Source organism: Arsenicicoccus sp. UBA2120, from assembly GCF_002330965.1.
In the GTDB taxonomy this organism is placed as follows: domain Bacteria; phylum Actinomycetota; class Actinomycetes; order Actinomycetales; family Dermatophilaceae; genus Arsenicicoccus; species Arsenicicoccus bolidensis.
This window is the reverse complement of record NZ_DCYC01000081.1, coordinates 1-16710: the sequence shown is the minus strand read 5'-3', so window position 1 is coordinate 16710 and position 16710 is coordinate 1. Positions and strand designations below refer to the sequence as shown.

The following is a 16710-nucleotide window of genomic DNA, read 5'->3' as shown; positions in this document are numbered from 1 at the left end:
GCACCGTGCTCAGGGGCGGCGCCTACCGTCCGCTGACGACCCGCACCGAGCGGATCCGGGTCGCTGGCGGCACCGACCGCACCATCACCGTCCGGTCCACCTCGCACGGCCCGCTCCTGTCCGACATAGACGCCGCCGTCAAGGACGCCGCGTCCGTGCCCACGGCAGCGACCACCGCGTCGCCGGCGACCCCCGCCGAGGGAGAGTCCCTGGCGATCGCGCTGCGGTGGACGGGGCTGGAGGTCACGCAGACCGCCGACGCGATCTTCCGGATGAACCGCGCCACGTCCTTCGAGACCTTCCGCGCCGCCCTGTCCTCGTTCGCCGCGCCCTCTCAGAACGCGATCTACGCGGACGTCGACGGCCACATCGGCTACCAGGCACCCGGCCGCGTGCCCGTCCGCCGGTCCGGGACGGCGGGGGCACCCCCCGGCTACCTGCCGGCACCGGGCTGGGACTCGCGCTACGACTGGACCGGCTACGTCCCGTTCGACCAGATGCCACGCACCCTGGACCCGCCCGAGGGCTTCGTGGTCGCCGCCAACCAGGCCGTCACCTCGGCGTCGACCCCCTTCCTCACCACGGACTGGACCCACGGCTGGCGCTCCACCCGCATCCGTCAGCTCCTCACCGCCCAGCCGACCGTCTCGCCCCAGCGCATGCGCGACATCCAGGGCGACGTCAACGACGGTTTCCAGCCCGTGCTGACCGCGGCGCTGCGGGGCGTCGACCTGAGCGGCGACGGCTTCACCCGGGAGGGTCAGGCGACGCTCGAGGGCTGGGACGGCCGGTTCGTGACGGGTGACAGCCACTCGTCCCGCGCGGCGGCCTACTACACGGCGGCGTGGTCCGCGCTGCTCCACCGGACCTTCGACGACGACCTGCCCACCGGTCTGCGGCCCGATGGCGGCTCGCGCTGGCCCGCGGTCGTCAAGCAGCTGCTCGCCGACCCCCGGTCTCCCTGGTGGGACAACCAGAAGACCCTGCGGATCGAGACCCGCGACGACATCCTGCGCCAGGCCCAGGTCGACGCGCGTCTCGAGCTGACCCGGCTCACCGGCAAGGACGTCAAGGCCTGGGACTACGGGCGGCTGCACACGCTGACCCTGCGCCACCCGCTCAGCGCGGCGGCACCCGGCATGCTGCGGTCCCTGCTCGACCGCGGTCCGCAGCCGGCGCCGGGCAACCCGCTCGCTCCCAACGCCCTCGGCTACGACCTGCAGCTGGGCTACGCCGCCGACTGGGGGCCGTCCATGCGCATGGTGGTCGACCTCGGCACTCTTGACTCGAGCACCTGGGTCCAGTCCACGGGCGTGTCCGGGCACCCCACGAGCGACCACTACGACGACCAGACGGGGCGCTGGCTGCGCAACGAGCCCTTCGCGTGGCCGTTCAGCCGGCAGGCCGTCGAGGGCGCGACCCGTGACCAGCTCACGCTCGCGCCGCGCGACAACGGCTGAGCCGCGGGCGTCAGGGCGGGTCAGCTGACGTCGGGCCCGAGCGAGCGGCCAGCGGATCAGCGACGCAGCCAGGTGATCCCGTCCACCGTCACCACGGCGTCGACGCGCTGGTCGTGCTCGGCCGCGGGCAGGTCCTCGTCCACCAGCTCCTGGGGGTGCAGCAGCGTCACGACCCGGACGCCGTCGCGACGCCGGGGGAGCGCCCGGTCGTAGCACCCTCCACCCTGCCCGAGGCGCACGCCCCGTCGGTCCACGGCCGTGCCCGGCGTCAGCACCAGGTCCGCCTGGCCGATCGCCTCCAGCCCGAGCCGCGCCGCCTCGTCCAGCTCGTCGCTGCCGAGCGGGCGCCAGTCGAGGTCGAGCCCCGGCAGGGTCACCGGCACCAGGACGCGATAACCGGCGGCGACCAGAGCCTCGTTGAGCGGCTCGGTCCCGGGCTCGGTCGGCCACGACTCGTATGACGTCACGGTGCCCCCCGGGGCCACCAGGTCGGCGACGACCCGCAGGGCGTGGTCCGCCAGAGCCTGGGCCTGCGTCTCACGCTCGGCGCGCGAGGTGTCGGCATACCGCTGCTTGCGGGCGGCCCAGAGGCGGGCCCGCAGGGCGCGCTTGGCCTCGACGGGGGTCGTGAGCGGGGTGTCCATGCCACGGATTCTGTCAGGCACGGACCCGTGAGGAGGAGGGGCGGATCGGTCTCGTGCCACGATGGGCCGACCCACCCACCTCGAGGAGGACCCGTGTCCATCCGGACCCGCCTGGCGATCGTGCTCGCCGCCGTGGTCCTGCCGGTCCTGCTCGTGGCCGGGCTCGTGGCGGGGGTCCTGCTGCCGCGTGCGCTCGTGGACGGTCAGCGCCGTGACGTCGACCGCGCCACCGTCGCCGTCGCGACGGCCATGGCGTCCGAGTGCTGGGCGCTGGGCGACCGGGCCGAGGTCATCGCCCTGTCGATCGCCAACGGGCGCCCGCCGGCCACGGTCCTCGCGGAGGAGACCCGCGGCGGACTGGGGGCGGAGCGGGGCTATGCCGTGGTGCTGCGCGGGGGCGCCGTGCTGGCGGCCTCGTCCTCGGCGCCGCGACCCACGCCCACCAAGCTGCCCACCACGCGCTGCTCGACCGTGAGCGAGCCCGCCGGCGCCCACCTCGCGGAGCGGGTCGACCTCACCACCACCCAGGGGACGCTGACGGTCCACGTCGTCGAGCCCCTCACCGCAGGGCGGCTGGACGCGCTCACCCGTCAGGCCGCGGCCGGGGACGTGCGCACGATCCTCCAGTGCGCGGGCGGCGTCGAGGTCCACCCGAGCTCGGACCGCGGCCAGGGGGCCATCGCGCGGACCGCCGCCGCCGGGCCCGGGCGTCCCTGCGCGGTGCAGGGCTCGGCCGCCGATCCGGTCGGTGGGGCGAGGGCCTGGATGCCCCTCCTGCTCATCCTGCTGGTGCTGGCGGCGGCCGTCGGTCTGCTCCGCTGGCTGGCCCGGGAGCTCACCGCGCCGCTGCTCGCCCTCACCGAGGGCACCCGCCGCATCGCGGACGGCGACCTGACCGTGCGTCTGCCGGAGGGACGCGACGACGAGATCGGCCAGCTGTCGCGGGAGTTCAACGCGATGGCGGTCGAGCTGGACCAGCGCATGGCCGAGCTGACGTCGAGCCGAGAGACCCTGCAGGACACCGTCCGACGGATCGCGGCCACCCTGCAGCGCACCCACGACCTCGACGGCCTGCTGGCGGCGCTGTGCGCCCTCGCGGAGACGACGACCGGGTCCACCTGCGCCGTCGTGTGGATGCGCGAGGGCAGCGGCCTGCGCGCGCGCGTCGTGCACCCCATCGGCACCCGCCGTCCCGGCACCGGCCGGATCCGCGCGGCCGAGAGCGCCGTCGGCGAGGTCGTCCGTGACCGCCGCGTGGTCGTGCTCGACGACGCGGGGGACGAGCCCGGCGCGGTCCTGCGCGGCCGGCTGTGCGCCGCGCCGCTCGTGTCCGGCGACGACGTGATCGGTGCGCTGGTCGTCGAGCGGGCGGCCGGCGCGACGGCATACGACGACACGACCGGGGAGCTGCTCGACCTCGTGGCCGGGCCGGCCGGGGTCGCCATCGACAACGCGATCCTGCACCGCCGGGCGCAGCGCCAGTCCGTGATCGACCCGCTCACCGGGGTCGGCAACCTGCGCATGCTCACGACCACGCTGGGCCGCGAGGTCGAGCGGGCGCGGTCGTTCGGGCGTCAGGTGTCGCTCCTGATCGTGGACATCGATCGGTTCCGGCAGGTCAACGACGAGCACGGGCACTCCGTCGGCGACGGGGTCCTGGCTGCGCTGGCGGCCCGCATCGTCGAGCTGGTCCCGCCCGTCGACGTCGTCGCGCGCTACGGCGGGGAGGAGATGGCCGTCGTCTGCCCCGAGCGCGGCGAGGAGGAGTGCCTGCGGCTCGCCGAGCGGATCGTCGGTGACCTGCGCTCCCGTCCGCTGCAGGTCGACGACCGCGAGATCCCCATCACCTGCAGCGTGGGGATCGCCACCTGGCCACAGGACGCCGCCACGGCACCCGAGCTCGTGTCGGCCGCCGACGCCGCGATGAACGCCGCCAAGCGCGCCGGGCGTGACCGGGCGGTGGCCTCGAGGCATGTCGGACCCGTCGACTAGTGTCCGCAACATGTCCGACGCACCCCGGCTGATGCCGGTCGACGAGCACCTGCGCCTCCTCCTCGAGGCCTGCGCCACCGTGCCCCGCCGCACGTCCGAGGTCCCGGTGGCCGAGGCGCACGGCTGCGTCCTGGCCCAGGACGTGCGCAGCGCCGTCGACGTCCCGGCGTTCACCAACTCGGCGATGGACGGGTATGCCGTCCGGGCCGCCGAGCTCGTGGGGGCCGGTGACCGCCCCGTGGTCCTGCCCGTTGCGGGCGACATCCCCGCCGGACGCACCGACCGGGTCACCCTCGTGCCGGGCACGACGATGCGCATCATGACCGGCGCCGCCCTGCCCGACGGCGCCGACGCCGTTGTCCCCGTCGAGCTCACCGACGGCGGCACCGAGCGGGTCACCCTGCGCCAGCAGCCGCAGGTCGGCGCCCACGTCCGCCCCGCCGGCGACGACCTGTCCCGCGGCGAGCTTGCCCTGGCCGCAGGCACGTTCGTGGACGCCCGGGTCCTCGCGCTGCTCGTGTCCCTCGGGCATCCTCTGGTCGAGGTCGTCGTGCCGCCCCGGGTCGTCGTCCTCTCCACCGGCGACGAGCTGGTCGAGCCGGGCGGCACGGCCGGGCACGGCACGGTCGTCGACAGCAACGGCCCGATGCTCGTGGCCGTTCTGCGCGAGCACGGCTTCACGGCCGAGCGGGTGCGCGCGGTGGCCGACGACGAGCAGGGCTTCCGCGCCCGGCTCGACGAGGTGCTGCTGACCCACGACGCCGTCATCACCACCGGCGGCGTCTCCGCCGGCGCCTACGACACGGTCAAGGCCGTGCTCGCCCGTGACGGCGAGGTCGCGTTCCGCGGGGTGGCGATGCAGCCCGGCAAGCCCCAGGGCTTCGGCCTGGTGCGGGCCGGCGACGGGCGACACGTGCCCGTCTTCACTCTGCCCGGCAACCCCGTCAGCTCGATGGTGTCCTACCAGGTCTTCGCGGCCCCGGCGCTGCGCCTGCTCGCCGGCCGCCCCGCCGAGGGGCTCGCGGGCATCGAGGCGGTGGCCGACGACGGCTGGCGCACCTCGGCCGGCCGCACCCAGCTGGCCCGCGTCCGCCTGCGCACCGAGGCCGACGGCCCGCACGCCACCCTCGCGGGCGGCCAGGGGTCGCACGTGCTCGGTGCCCTCGCTCACGCCGACGCCCTGGCCGTCGTGCCCGCCGAGGTCGACGAGGTCGTCCCCGGCATGCGCCTCACCTGTCTGCTCCTCCGTCCCCTCCCCGGCAAGGAGTCCCTCGCGTGACCTCCACCCCCACCCCTGAGCCGCCCCGCCTGACGCACGTGCGGGCCGACGGCAGCGCGCACATGGTCGACGTCTCCGCCAAGGCCGTCACGGCCCGCTCGGCGACCGCCCGCGGCCGGGTCCTGCTCGCCGCCCCCGCCGTCGCCGCCCTGCGGGACGGCACCGTGCCCAAGGGCGACGCCCTCGCCGTGGCCCGCATCGCCGGGATCCAGGCGGTCAAGCGCACCCCCGACCTGATCCCGCTGGCCCACCCCATCGCCGTGCACGGGGTCGAGCTGGACCTCGAGGTGGCCGACGACGGCGTCGACCTCACGGCGACCGTCCGCACCGCCGACCGCACCGGCATCGAGATGGAGGCGCTGACCGCCGTCGCCGTCGGCGCCCTGGCCCTCATCGACATGGTCAAGGCGGTCGACAAGCACGCCCGCATCACCGACGTGCGCGTCACCGCCAAGTCCGGCGGCCGCTCCGGGGACTGGTCCGAGTGACCTCCCCCTCGCGGCGGCGGGCCGTCGTCGTGACGGCGTCCACGCGGGCCGCCGCCGGCACCTACGCCGACCGCACGGGACCAGTCATCGTCGAGGCCCTGCGCGCGTGGGGCCTGGACACCCCGGACCCGGTGGTCGTCCCTGACGGTGACCCCGTGGGGGACGCCATACGGTCCGCCGTCGACGACGGAGTCGACCTCGTCGTCACCACAGGCGGGACGGGCCTGTCGCCGACCGACCGCACCCCCGAGGTGACCCGGGCGGTGATCGACCGCGAGGTGCCCGGCATCGCCGAGGCCATCCGCGGCGCCGGGCTGGCGCAGGGCATCCCCACCGCCTCGCTGTCCCGCGGCCTCGCCGGCCTCGCCGGCACGACCCTGGTCGTCAACCTCCCCGGGTCCCGCGGCGGGGTCGCCGACGGGCTGGGCGTGCTGGAGCAGGTCGTGCCGCACGCCCTCGACCAGGTGGGCGGGGGCGATCACTGATGGCGGCGTGGCCGGTGCGGCTCGAGGCGAGCCTGCCCGACGGGGGAGCGCTCGTGCTGCGCGGCCTGCGTCGCCGCGACCGCGCGGAGTGGCTCGAGCTGCGGCGCGCCAGCTGGGACTGGCTCAAGGAGTGGGAGCCGACCTTCCCGCGAGCGGGCCAGGAGGCCAAGCCCTTTCCCGAGTACGTCCGCCACCAGGCCCGCGAGGCGCGCGCCGGCCGGCAGCTCCCGTTCGCGGTCGAGGTGGACGGTCGGCTCTGCGGTGCGGTCAACCTCTCCCAGATCATGGAGGGCGCGCTGTGGGGCGCCACGGCGGGCTACTGGTGCGCGCCCACCCACGCCGGCCGGGGCATCGTGCCGCTGGCCCTGGCCACCGCCTGCGACTACGCCGTGGGGGAGCGCGGCCTGCACCGCATCGAGGTCAACATCCGCCCCGACAACACCAAGTCGCTCGCCGTCGTGCGCAAGCTCGGGTTCCGCGACGAGGGGCTGCGCGAGCACTACCTGCACATCGACGGCGCCTGGCGCGACCACCGGACCTTCGCCCTGACGACCGAGGACCTCCGCGGAGCGACCTTCACGGACCGGCTCAGGAGGGCATGATCCAGGGCAATCCGCCGACACACCCGCGCGGTTGAGCGTTCATCACCCGTCCCCCCTCTAACGTCGGGGACGTGCAGCCCTCCAGCCTCGTCTTCGTCGTCGTCATCGGGTTGTGGGCTGCCTATCTGACCCAGTCGTGGATGCGTCGTCGGGAGCACCTGCAGACCGCCCGATCCATCGAGCGCTACGCCGAGGCCCTCCGGGTCCTCGAGCGGCGCCCGGTCCTCGCCGAGCCCACCACCGCCCGGTCGTATGCCGTCAGCCCGCTGCGGGCCGGCGCCACCGCCACCGCGCCGACCGGCGCGACGCGTGCCACGCACGTGGCCGAGGACGCCGCCCCCGGCCGGCTCGCCCACCGCCTGCGGGGAGCCTCTCTCGGGGTCGCCGTGGCCGTGCTGGTCGCGCTCGTCGTGGTCACCGTCCTGCGACTGGTGCCCGTCTGGACCCCGGTCGTCGGCCTGGCGCTCGTCACCGCCGACCTGGCCTGGCTGCGCCACAGCGCCCGGCGTCGCCAGCCGCGCCTCGAGCTGCGTCGCACGGCCCCGGTCGCCTCGGCCGCCCCCGTCGGGCCCGCAGCTCCGGTCGCGTCCACCGTCCCGACCGCGTCCCCGGTCTCCGCTCCTGAGGCGCCGGTCGTGGAGGAGAGCCCCGAGCCCGCAGTGGCCCCCGTGGGTGCCACCCGGGTCGACGCTCCCTTCGACGTGCGCCAGTTCGACACCGTCGACGCGGCGCCCGCGCCGGTCGAGGTCGCCCTCGAGCCGCTCGAGCCCGGGCAGTGGCGTCCGACGCCGGTGCCTCGTCCGACCTACACCATGAAGCCCGCCGCGCCGCGGGCCACCCCGGCCCCGCTGCCGGTCGACGACGACGTGTTCGCCCCCATCGAGGTCGAGGACGAGTTCCTCGACGCCGCAGTGCCGTTGCGCAGCGCCGTCGGCGGGTGAGGATTGGGCCGACGCACCGCCTCGGTGGTACAGTCGGTCCTCGCCAGGGGCTGTGGCGCAGTTGGTAGCGCGTCTCGTTCGCAATGAGAAGGCCAGGGGTTCGAATCCCCTCAGCTCCACCGCACGCACAAGGCTCGAACCCTTGCCAAAGGCAAACGTTGGTTGAGGTTCGGGCCTTGTGTGCGTCTGCGGCCCAGGTCAAGGCGTGACGTCGACCTGCGGATCGAGGAGCATTTCGAAGGGCCGGTTGTGCTCGACGCGAGCTCTTCCCAACCCGCGATACTGAGACCGTCGCCCTTGAAAAGAGCGGCCGGTAGGCAACGAGCATCACCTCAAAGCCCACCACTCGACGGGGCTCTATCCGAGCAGGTCGTTCGCCCCTCGAAGAGGGCTGATCACTCGTGCGCTCAACTGGACAAGTGGTGTGTCGGCCCTCATGGGTGCGGAAACCCTCTCCTCCGGACGGAGATCGTCCGACCGTTCCGTACGTAGTTAACATGCGACCATGGTTGAATCTTCTGCGTTCGGGTCTCCGAAGCTCTCCGTGCAGCCCGACGTTCGCGTTCTCGGCGCCCGCGAACACAATCTGCAGGATGTCGACCTCACGGTGCCGCGCGATGCAACAGTCGTCTTCACCGGTGTGTCTGGCTCGGGAAAGTCCTCGCTGGCGTTCGGGACGCTGTACGCCGAGTCGCAGCGACGCTATCTGGAATCGGTCGCACCCTACGCCCGCCGCCTGATCGATCAGGCGGGAGTGCCCGATGTCGACTCGATCGCGGGGATGCCGCCGGCGGTCGCCCTGCAGCAGCAGCGCGGTGCCGGCAACGCACGATCGACCGTGGGCAGCATCACCACGTTGTCGAGCTTGATACGAATGCTGTACTCGAGGGCCGGGGACTATCCGGATGGGCAGCCGATGTTGTATGCGGAGGACTTCTCCGCGAACACGGTCCAAGGGGCCTGCTCGGAATGCCACGGCATCGGCCGCGTGTACACGGTGAACGAGCAGCAGATGGTCCCGGACCCATCGCTCACCATCCGCGAACGCGCCATCGCTTCCTGGCCGACCGCGTGGCACGGCCATCAGCTGCGCGACGTACTGGTTGCTCTTGGTTACGACGTCGATGTGCCGTGGCGGGACCTGCCGAAAGAGGACCGGGACTGGATCCTCTACACCGATGAGACCCCCTTCGTTCCGGTCCACTCCCGGCTCACCCTCTCTGAGTCCAGAGCTGCGATCGAGGCAGGCGTGGAGCCGAGCTACTCGGGCACGTTCGTCGGGGCTCGTCGGTACATTCTGGACACGTTCGCGAACACGAAAAGCGCCTCGATGAAGCGGCGCGTCGCGCAGTTTCTCATCGCTGCCATCTGCCCGGTCTGTGATGGCAAGCGGCTGAAGCCCGAGGCGCTGTCCGTCACGTTCGAAGGATTCGACATCGCCGAATTCTCCCGACTGCCGCTTCGGGAACTTGCCACGATCCTCTCGGGAGTCGTTGCACGCCTGGAGGAGCTCGGAGCCGCTTCTTCCGGCGCTGCCTCTCCGCGGGCGGCATCGCAGGAGCATGTCGCTGCTGGCGGTTCCTCGCCTGCCGCCGCGCCCGATGTGCGACCCACCCTGAGCCGAGCGCCAGAGAAGCGTGCCGCTGCGGTCCAGCTCGCATCAGGGGTGCTGCAGCGACTTCGTCCACTGGTCGATCTGGGGCTGGGCTACCTGTCGTTGAGCCGGACGACGCCGACGCTGTCGGGCGGCGAGCTGCAGCGGCTACGGCTCGCGACGCAACTCAGCTCTCATCTCTTCGGGGTGGTCTACGTCCTCGACGAACCCTCGGCGGGGCTGCATCCGCAGGACGTGACGGCGCTCCTCGGGATCCTCGACGGACTCAAGGGGAAAGGGAACAGCCTGTTCATCGTCGAGCACTCCGTGGCCGTGATGCGGCACGCGGACTGGTTGGTCGACATCGGCCCGGGCGCCGGTGAACACGGCGGCCGAGTGCTCTACAGCGGCCCGCCCGACGGGCTCGCCGATATCGAGGAGTCCGTGACACGCGGGTACCTCTTCGGTGGCCGCGGTCTCCCTCTTCGCACACCCCGTGAGGCACGCAGTTGGCTGTGCCTGGAGAACGTGACGCGGAACAACCTGCACGACCTCACAGTCGATATCCCATTGGGTGTCTTCACCGTGGTCACGGGCGTGTCCGGGTCCGGCAAGTCGAGTCTGGTCACCCAGGCGCTTCCGTCGCTGCTTGGCGATCGCCTTGGCCGGGCCGTCCCGGCCGATGACGAGCCGGTCAGCTACGAGTCACTCCTCGCGGATGCGCCGGGACGTCTCGATGGACGCGTCGCCGGGCCCGTCACCGGTGTACGCCGGCTGATCGTCATCGACCAGCGGCCCATCGGCCGGACGCCGCGGTCGAACGTCGCCACCTACACCGGGCTGTTCGACCACGTACGTCGTCGATTCGCAGATACCCCGGAAGCTCGTTCACGCGGGTACAAGCCCGGCCGATTCTCCTTCAATGTCGCCGGCGGGCGCTGCCCGACCTGCGAGGGCGAGGGATCGGTGATGGTCGAGCTCCTCTTCCTGCCTTCCGTGTACACCGAATGCCCCGACTGCCACGGCGCCCGATACGAGGCGTCAACGCTCGAGGTCACGTGGCGGGGGCGCACGATCGCTGACGTGTTGTCGATGAGCGTGGAGGAGGCGAACCTGTTCTTCGTGGGCGATGAGGAGATCACTCGATCCCTGGCCGCTTTGTCGGACGTTGGACTCGATTACCTCCGACTGGGTCAACCGGCAACGGAACTCTCGGGGGGTGAGGCCCAGCGCGTCAAGCTGGCGGCCGAGCTGCAGCGTGCGCAGCGTGGGGACACGCTGTACGTATTGGACGAGCCGACGTCCGGGCTCCACTGCGCCGACACGGATCGTCTGGTCGCGCATCTGCAGACGCTGGTCGATGCGGGCAACACGGTCGTCGCCGCGGAGCTGGACATGCGCGTTGTCGCGGTGGCCGATCACGTGATCGATCTTGGACCCGGCGCGGGCGACGCCGGCGGGACCGTGGTTGCAGCGGGTACGCCCGCCTACGTCGCGGACAAGGGCGTCGGTGCTTCCGCGGGCTACCTTGCCGCCGCACTGCAGGCAGCTACCAACGTGACCCCATTGTGACGAGTGTGTCGCTGTGCGATATGAACATCGCACAGCGACACACTCGACGAGGTCGGGGTTGGAACCTTCAGCAGTCCCAGAAGCTCGTCCGGACGCTCTGACCCCGCAGGCTCTGACCCCGCACGCTCCATCGCCACCGAGCATGACGAGATGCTCGGATCCCTGATCCGGGCCTCTCGTCAGCTCGGTGGCGCAGCTGGCCGACGGCGTGCCCGGGCCACCGCACCACCGGGCCCTCACGAGGACAGCAGGGCGATCAGGCCACCTGCCGTGCGTTCGTCGATCACCAGGTCCGACACCACGCCCGCGCGCAGCGCCCCCAGCGTCCCCTGGATCTTGTTGTCACCCGCCACCGCGCACAGCCTGCGGTTCACACGCCGCAGCTCTGCGGGGGAGGGCCCGGAGGCCCGGCGGTTGAGCGCGATCCCGGCATACGACCCGTCCACCCGCAGGAAGTGCGTGGCGACGTCGCCGACGACGTGCTGGTCGGCGAGCTCGCGCACCTCCTCGGGGCGCAGGTAGCCGGTGGAGTAGACCTGGCTGAGCAGCCGCCCGCGGAAGGCCCCGACGCTGAACACCGCGATGTCGCAGGTGCGCCGCAGCTCGAGGATCCGGCGCACGGATCCCTCACGCCACAGCGCCTCCTTGGTCTCGGCGAAGTCGAAGAACGCCGGGGCGGGGAAGTAGTAGAGCTCGGTGTCGTAGGCGCTCGCGAAGCGATCGAGCAGCTCGGTGGTGTAGCGGACCCCGGAGGTGCGGGCGTTGGCCGCGCCGTTGAGCTGCACGACCACCGACCCGGTGGTGGGGTGCGGCGCGAGATGCCCCGCGATGGCGGATGTGGTCGTGCCCCACGCGACCGCGAGGGTCATGTCGTCGCCCATCCACGAGTCCAGCAGGCCGGCGGCGCGCCGGGCCACGGCCTCGAGCCGCTGGGGATCACTGGCCGAGGACGACACGGGCACGACGTGCGCCTGCACCCCGAAGGCGTCGAGGAGGGTGCGCGCGGTGTGGTCGGTCGGCCCGTCGGGCGCCGCGACCGTGATGCGCACGATCCCCTCGTCCCGGGCCCAGCGCAGCAGCCGCGAGACGGTCGACCGCGAGACGCCGAGGTCACCGGCGATCATGTCCATGGTCTGGTCCTGCAGGTAGTACAGCAGCGCTGCTCGGTAAGCGGATTCACGATCGTTCACGAGCCTCGCCCCCTCCTGCACGTTCGTGCAGACCGCTTGAGCATACGTGCAGGGCGACGCATGCTCGATGCAGAGACCAAGATGCACCACGGGGTGCACCCACCGAGCCGCCGGTCGACACCGGCACAGAAAGGGTCGTGAGGACCATGGCCGCCACACCGATGACCTCCACCGCACTGTCCGCGACGAGCCGCGCCGACGCCCTCGAGGCGATGACGACCGGCGAGCCCCTGGACCTGCTCGTCGTCGGCGGCGGCGTCACCGGCGCGGGCATCGTGCTGGACGCCGCGAGCCGGGGCCTGCGCGTCGGCATCGTCGAGGCCGAGGACTGGGCCTCCGGCACCTCCCAGTGGTCCTCCAAGCTGGTCCACGGCGGCCTGCGCTACCTCTACCAGCTCAACTTCGCCCTCGTGGCCGAGGCCCTCAAGGAGCGCGGCCTGCTGCTCACGACCCTCGCCCCGCACCTGGTCAAGGCCCAGCCCTTCCTGTGGCCCCTCAAGCTGCCGGTCGTCGAGCGGTCCTACAGCGCCGTGGGGGTGGGGATGTACGACGCCCTCGCGCTCGTCGGGGCCAAGGGCACCAAGACCGTCCCGCTGCAGAAGCACTACACGCGCCAGGGCGCCCAGGAGCTCTTCCCCGACATCCGCGACGACGCGCTGACCGGCGCGATCCGCTTCTACGACGCCCGCGTCGACGACGCCCGCCTGGTCATCGACCTGGTCCGCACCGCCGCCGGGTATGGCGCGCTCGCGGCCACCCGCACGCGAGTCACCTCCTTCGTCAAGGACGACACGGGACGGGTCGTGGGTGCCGAGGTGCACGACGCCGAGGGCGACCGCGACCTGACGATCCGCGCGCACCGGGTGGTCGCCGCCGCCGGCGTCTGGACCGAGGACGTCGAGGCGATGTCGGGCTCCGACCAGGGCCTGAAGGTGCTGGCGTCCAAGGGGATCCACATCGTCGTGCCCAAGGAGCGGATCCAGGGGGAGACCGGGCTGTTCCTGCGCACCGAGAAGTCCGTGCTGTTCGTCATCCCCTGGGAGCGCTACTGGGTCATCGGCACGACCGACACCCCGTGGGAGCAGGACCTGCGCAACCCGGTGGCCACCGCCGAGGACATCGACTACGTCCTCGAGCAGGCCAACTCGGTGCTGGCCCGTCCCCTGACCCGCGACGACATCATCGGCACGTATGCCGGGCTGCGCCCCCTCCTGCAGCCCCACCGCGGCAGCGGCGGGTCCTCCACCAAGGTGTCCCGCGAGCACACCGTGGCCGAGGTCGCCCCGGGGCTGTGGTCGATCGCCGGCGGCAAGCTGACGACCTATCGCGTCATGGCCGAGGACGCCGTCGACGTCGCGCTGGGCGAGGAGGCGGCCGAGGCCAACCCGTCCGTCACCGAGCACACGCCGCTGGTCGGCGCGGCCGGGTTCGACGCCTACCGCCACCAGGCGCCGCGCATCGCCGCCGCCTACGGGTGGAGCGCCGAGCAGGTCGAGCACCTGCTGTCCCGCTACGGCGCAGAGCTCCCGGCCCTGCTGGCCCTCGTCGACGCCGACGCCTCCCTGGGGGAGCCGCTCACGACCGCGCCCGCCTACCTGCGGGTGGAGGCGGCGTTCGCCGTCACCCACGAGGGCGCCCTGCACCTCGAGGACATCCTCATGCACCGCATCCGGCTGCACTACGAGACCCGCGACCGGGGCGTCAGCGCTCTCGAAGAGATCGGCTCGATCGCCGCACCGCTGCTCGGCTGGGATGAGGACGACCTCGCGCGGGAGCAGGCGGCCTACCGCACCCGCGTGGCGGGCGAGGCCGCGGCGGAGCAGGAGCGGACCGACGCCGCCGCCTCCGCGGCCCGCGCCCAGGTCACCGGCGAGGCGCTGCCGGCCTCGTCCTGAGCGACCCGCTCGGCCTGACCGACCCGCTCGACCGCTAGAACAACCCACCCCCCGGGCGCCATCACCGTCCCGGCCGGGGCGACTGCAGGACAACGACGTTCACCAAGGAGTCACCCATGCCCATCTCGCTCACCGCTGCCCTCTCCGAGATGGCGATCGCCGCACCCCCCACCGAGCCCGTGCCGCTCGGTACGGTCTTCGCCCACGAGCTGCTGGGGACGATGATCCTCATCGTGCTCGGCGCGGGGGTGGTTGCCAACGCCCTGCTGCCCGACTCCAAGGGCAAGGGCGGCGGCAACCTGATGATCAACGTCGGGTGGGGCATCGGCGTGATGGCCGGCGTCTACGTCGCCTTCAAGTCGGGCGGGCACCTCAACCCCGCGGTGACCCTCGGCCTGTGGGCCAACGGCGCCGACTTCGCCCCCGGCGTCCCGGCCGGCGCCACGACCGCGCTCGTCTACATCGCCGCGCAGGTCCTCGGGGCCTTCCTCGGCGCGGTCCTGGCCTGGCTGGCCTATCGCGACCACTTCGACCGGGAGGCCCCCGCCGGCGACAAGCTCGCGATCTTCTCGACCGGCCCGGCCATCCGCAGCTATGGCAACAACCTGATCACCGAGGTCATCGCGACCTTCGTGCTCGTCTTCGTCATCGTCACCTTCGGGCAGAACCCCGCCCAGCTCGGTCCGCTGCCCGTCACCCTGCTGGTCATCGGCATCGGCGCGAGCCTCGGCGGGCCCACCGGCTACGCCATCAACCCCGCCCGCGACCTCGGCCCCCGCATCGCCCACGCCCTGCTCCCGATCAAGGGCAAGGGTGGCAGCGACTGGGCCTATGCCTGGGTCCCTATCCTCGGACCCGTGCTCGGCGGCGTCCTCGCCGGTGTCGCCGCCACGGCGTTCGTCGGCTGATCGACATACAGTCAACCCAACTCACAAGGACGTGAAGGACAACTCATGAGCCCCAACACCCAAAAGTACGTCATGGCGATCGACCAGGGCACGACCAGCTCGCGCGCCATCCTCTTCGACCACTCGGGCCAGATCGTGAGCACCGGCCAGCTCGAGCACGAGCAGATCTTCCCCCGGGCCGGGTGGGTGGAGCACGACCCCAAGGAGATCTGGCGCAACGTCCGGCAGGCCGTGGCCCAGTGCCTCGCCGCCTCCAAGGACATCAACAGCAGCAACATCGCCGCCGTCGGCATCACCAACCAGCGCGAGACGGCGGTCGTGTGGGACAAGACCACCGGCGAGCCCGTCTACAACGCGATCGTCTGGCAGGACACCCGCACCGACAAGATCTGCGACGAGCTCGCCCAGGGCGACGACGACCGCTTCAAGGAGCGGTGCGGCCTGCCGCTGGCGACCTACTTCGCGGGGCCCAAGGTCAGGTGGATCCTCGACAACGTCGACGGCGCCCGTGACAAGGCCGAGCGCGGCGACCTGCTGCTCGGCACCACCGACTCCTGGGTGGTGTGGAACATGACCGGCGGCGTCGAGGGCGGCATCCACGTCACCGACGTCACCAACGCCAGCCGCACGATGCTGATGAACCTCGACACCCTCGACTGGAACGAGGACATCTGCGCCGAGATGGGCATCCCCATGTCGATGCTCCCCGAGATCAAGAGCTCCTCGGAGGTCTACGGCGAGGGTCGCGAGGGCGGCTTCCTCGTCGGCGTGCCGATCGCCGGCATCCTCGGGGACCAGCAGGCGGCGACCTTCGGGCAGGCGTGCTTCGAGCGCGGCATGGCCAAGAACACCTACGGCACCGGCTGCTTCATGCTCATGAACACCGGCGAGGAGGTCATCCACTCGCGCAACGGCCTGCTGACCACCGTCTGCTACAAGATCGGCGACAACAAGCCCGTCTACGCCCTCGAGGGGTCGATCGCCGTGGCCGGCTCGCTCGTGCAGTGGGTCCGTGACAACCTCGGGCTGATCAAGGATGCCGCCGAGATCGAGACGCTCGCCACCACCGTCGACGACAACGGCGGCGCGTACTTCGTCCCGGCGTTCTCGGGGCTGTTCGCGCCGTACTGGAAGGACGACGCCCGCGGCGCCCTCGTGGGCCTGACGCGCTACGTCAACAAGGGGCACATCGCCCGCGCCGTGATCGAGTCCACGGCGTTCCAGACCCGTGAGGTCGCCGAGGCGATGGCTGCCGACGCCAAAGACGCCGACATCGAGCTCACCGAGCTCAAGGTCGATGGCGGGATGACGGCCAACGAGACCCTCATGCAGTTCCAGGCCGACCAGCTCGGCGTGGCCGTCGTCCGGCCGCAGGTGTCGGAGACGACTGCCCTCGGTGCGGCCTACGCGGCCGGGATCGCCGTGGGCTACTGGGACGGCGAGCAGGACGTCATCGACAACTGGGCCGAGGACGTGCGGTGGGAGCCCCAGGTCGACGAGGACGAGCGCGAGCGCACCTATCGCCTGTGGAAGAAGGCCGTGACCCGGACCTTCGACTGGGTCGACGACGACGTGCGCTGACCGAGCGTCTCGCGATCCGGCTCCGGCCGTATGCCGGGAGGGCCCCACCCCACGAGGCGGTGGGGCCCTCCCGGCATAC

The 16710-nt window shown here is 72.1% G+C and carries 13 protein-coding genes and 1 tRNA gene; 12 read left to right on the top strand and 2 right to left on the bottom strand.

Translation table 11 applies throughout. The features are described from left to right. Positions 1-1460 (top strand): penicillin acylase family protein (locus B2P18_RS13775; protein WP_286961204.1); only part of this gene is annotated, 1460 nt, incomplete at its 5' end. A 56-nt stretch (positions 1461-1516) separates the two neighbouring features. Here the strand turns inward: B2P18_RS13775 and B2P18_RS13770 are convergent. After that, positions 1517-2104 carry a 5-formyltetrahydrofolate cyclo-ligase gene (locus tag B2P18_RS13770; protein ID WP_286960308.1) on the bottom strand — a complete coding sequence of 196 codons (588 nt, stop codon included), beginning with the start codon at positions 2102-2104 and terminating at the stop codon, positions 1517-1519. A 93-nt stretch (positions 2105-2197) separates the two neighbouring features. Between B2P18_RS13770 and B2P18_RS13765 the strand changes: the two genes are divergently transcribed. From B2P18_RS13765 to B2P18_RS13730, 8 genes are all read left to right on the top strand, one after another. Continuing rightward, positions 2198-4096: a GGDEF domain-containing protein gene (locus tag B2P18_RS13765; protein WP_286960307.1), complete on the top strand. Its 1899-nt coding sequence runs from the start codon at positions 2198-2200 to the stop codon at positions 4094-4096. Positions 4097-4106: 10 nt separating this feature from the next. Continuing rightward, positions 4107-5375, top strand: a complete 1269-nt coding sequence (gene glp / locus B2P18_RS13760) for a gephyrin-like molybdotransferase Glp (protein WP_286960306.1) — start codon at positions 4107-4109, stop codon at positions 5373-5375. 62 nt (positions 5376-5437) lie between these two features. Continuing rightward, entirely contained in the window at positions 5438-5863 is a 426-nt protein-coding gene (moaC, locus tag B2P18_RS13755; protein ID WP_051274128.1) for a cyclic pyranopterin monophosphate synthase MoaC, read from the top strand. Further along, positions 5860-6348 (top strand): MogA/MoaB family molybdenum cofactor biosynthesis protein, encoded by a 489-nt coding sequence (locus B2P18_RS13750; protein ID WP_286960305.1) that lies wholly within the window; start codon positions 5860-5862, stop codon positions 6346-6348. Before moaC ends, B2P18_RS13750 begins: the two co-directional genes overlap by 4 nt. Continuing rightward, a complete protein-coding gene (locus B2P18_RS13745) occupies positions 6348-6950 on the top strand; it encodes a GNAT family N-acetyltransferase (protein WP_286960303.1) in 603 nt (200 codons plus the stop codon). The genes B2P18_RS13750 and B2P18_RS13745 overlap by 1 nt, the downstream gene beginning before the upstream one ends. A gap of 71 nt (positions 6951-7021) precedes the next feature. Further along, positions 7022-7891, top strand: coding sequence for a hypothetical protein (locus B2P18_RS13740; RefSeq protein WP_286961199.1), 870 nt, complete (start codon positions 7022-7024; stop codon positions 7889-7891). A gap of 46 nt (positions 7892-7937) precedes the next feature. Further along, positions 7938-8010 (top strand) — tRNA-Ala (locus B2P18_RS13735). Between the two features lie 386 nt (positions 8011-8396). Beyond that, positions 8397-11057, top strand: coding sequence for an excinuclease ABC subunit UvrA (locus tag B2P18_RS13730; RefSeq protein WP_286961196.1), 2661 nt, complete (start codon positions 8397-8399; stop codon positions 11055-11057). A gap of 236 nt (positions 11058-11293) precedes the next feature. Here the strand turns inward: B2P18_RS13730 and B2P18_RS13725 are convergent, their stop codons facing one another. After that, positions 11294-12247, bottom strand: a complete 954-nt coding sequence (locus B2P18_RS13725) for a sugar-binding transcriptional regulator (protein ID WP_286961195.1) — start codon at positions 12245-12247, stop codon at positions 11294-11296. A gap of 161 nt (positions 12248-12408) precedes the next feature. On the opposite strand from B2P18_RS13725, the gene B2P18_RS13720 reads away from it, so the two are divergent. From B2P18_RS13720 to glpK, 3 genes are all read left to right on the top strand, one after another. Next, a complete protein-coding gene (locus tag B2P18_RS13720) occupies positions 12409-14142 on the top strand; it encodes a glycerol-3-phosphate dehydrogenase/oxidase (RefSeq protein ID WP_286961192.1) in 1734 nt (577 codons plus the stop codon). A gap of 149 nt (positions 14143-14291) precedes the next feature. Continuing rightward, positions 14292-15050: an MIP/aquaporin family protein gene (locus B2P18_RS13715; protein ID WP_051274127.1), complete on the top strand. Its 759-nt coding sequence runs from the start codon at positions 14292-14294 to the stop codon at positions 15048-15050. Positions 15051-15095: 45 nt separating this feature from the next. Beyond that, positions 15096-16631 (top strand): glycerol kinase GlpK, encoded by a 1536-nt coding sequence (gene glpK, locus B2P18_RS13710; RefSeq protein WP_286959163.1) that lies wholly within the window; start codon positions 15096-15098, stop codon positions 16629-16631. Positions 16632-16710: the final 79 nt, after the last annotated feature.

Coding starts and splice junctions, on each gene's coding strand:
- B2P18_RS13720 (WP_286961192.1), top strand. CDS start 12,409: ATGACCTCCACCGCACTGTCCGCGACGAGCCGCGCCGACGCCCTCGAG.
- B2P18_RS13715 (WP_051274127.1), top strand. CDS start 14,292: ATGGCGATCGCCGCACCCCCCACCGAGCCCGTGCCGCTCGGTACGGTC.
- B2P18_RS13730 (WP_286961196.1), top strand. CDS start 8,397: ATGGTTGAATCTTCTGCGTTCGGGTCTCCGAAGCTCTCCGTGCAGCCC.
- moaC (WP_051274128.1), top strand. CDS start 5,438: ATGGTCGACGTCTCCGCCAAGGCCGTCACGGCCCGCTCGGCGACCGCC.
- B2P18_RS13745 (WP_286960303.1), top strand. CDS start 6,348: ATGGCGGCGTGGCCGGTGCGGCTCGAGGCGAGCCTGCCCGACGGGGGA.
- B2P18_RS13770 (WP_286960308.1), bottom strand. CDS start 2,104: ATGGACACCCCGCTCACGACCCCCGTCGAGGCCAAGCGCGCCCTGCGG.
- glpK (WP_286959163.1), top strand. CDS start 15,096: ATGAGCCCCAACACCCAAAAGTACGTCATGGCGATCGACCAGGGCACG.
- glp (WP_286960306.1), top strand. CDS start 4,107: ATGTCCGACGCACCCCGGCTGATGCCGGTCGACGAGCACCTGCGCCTC.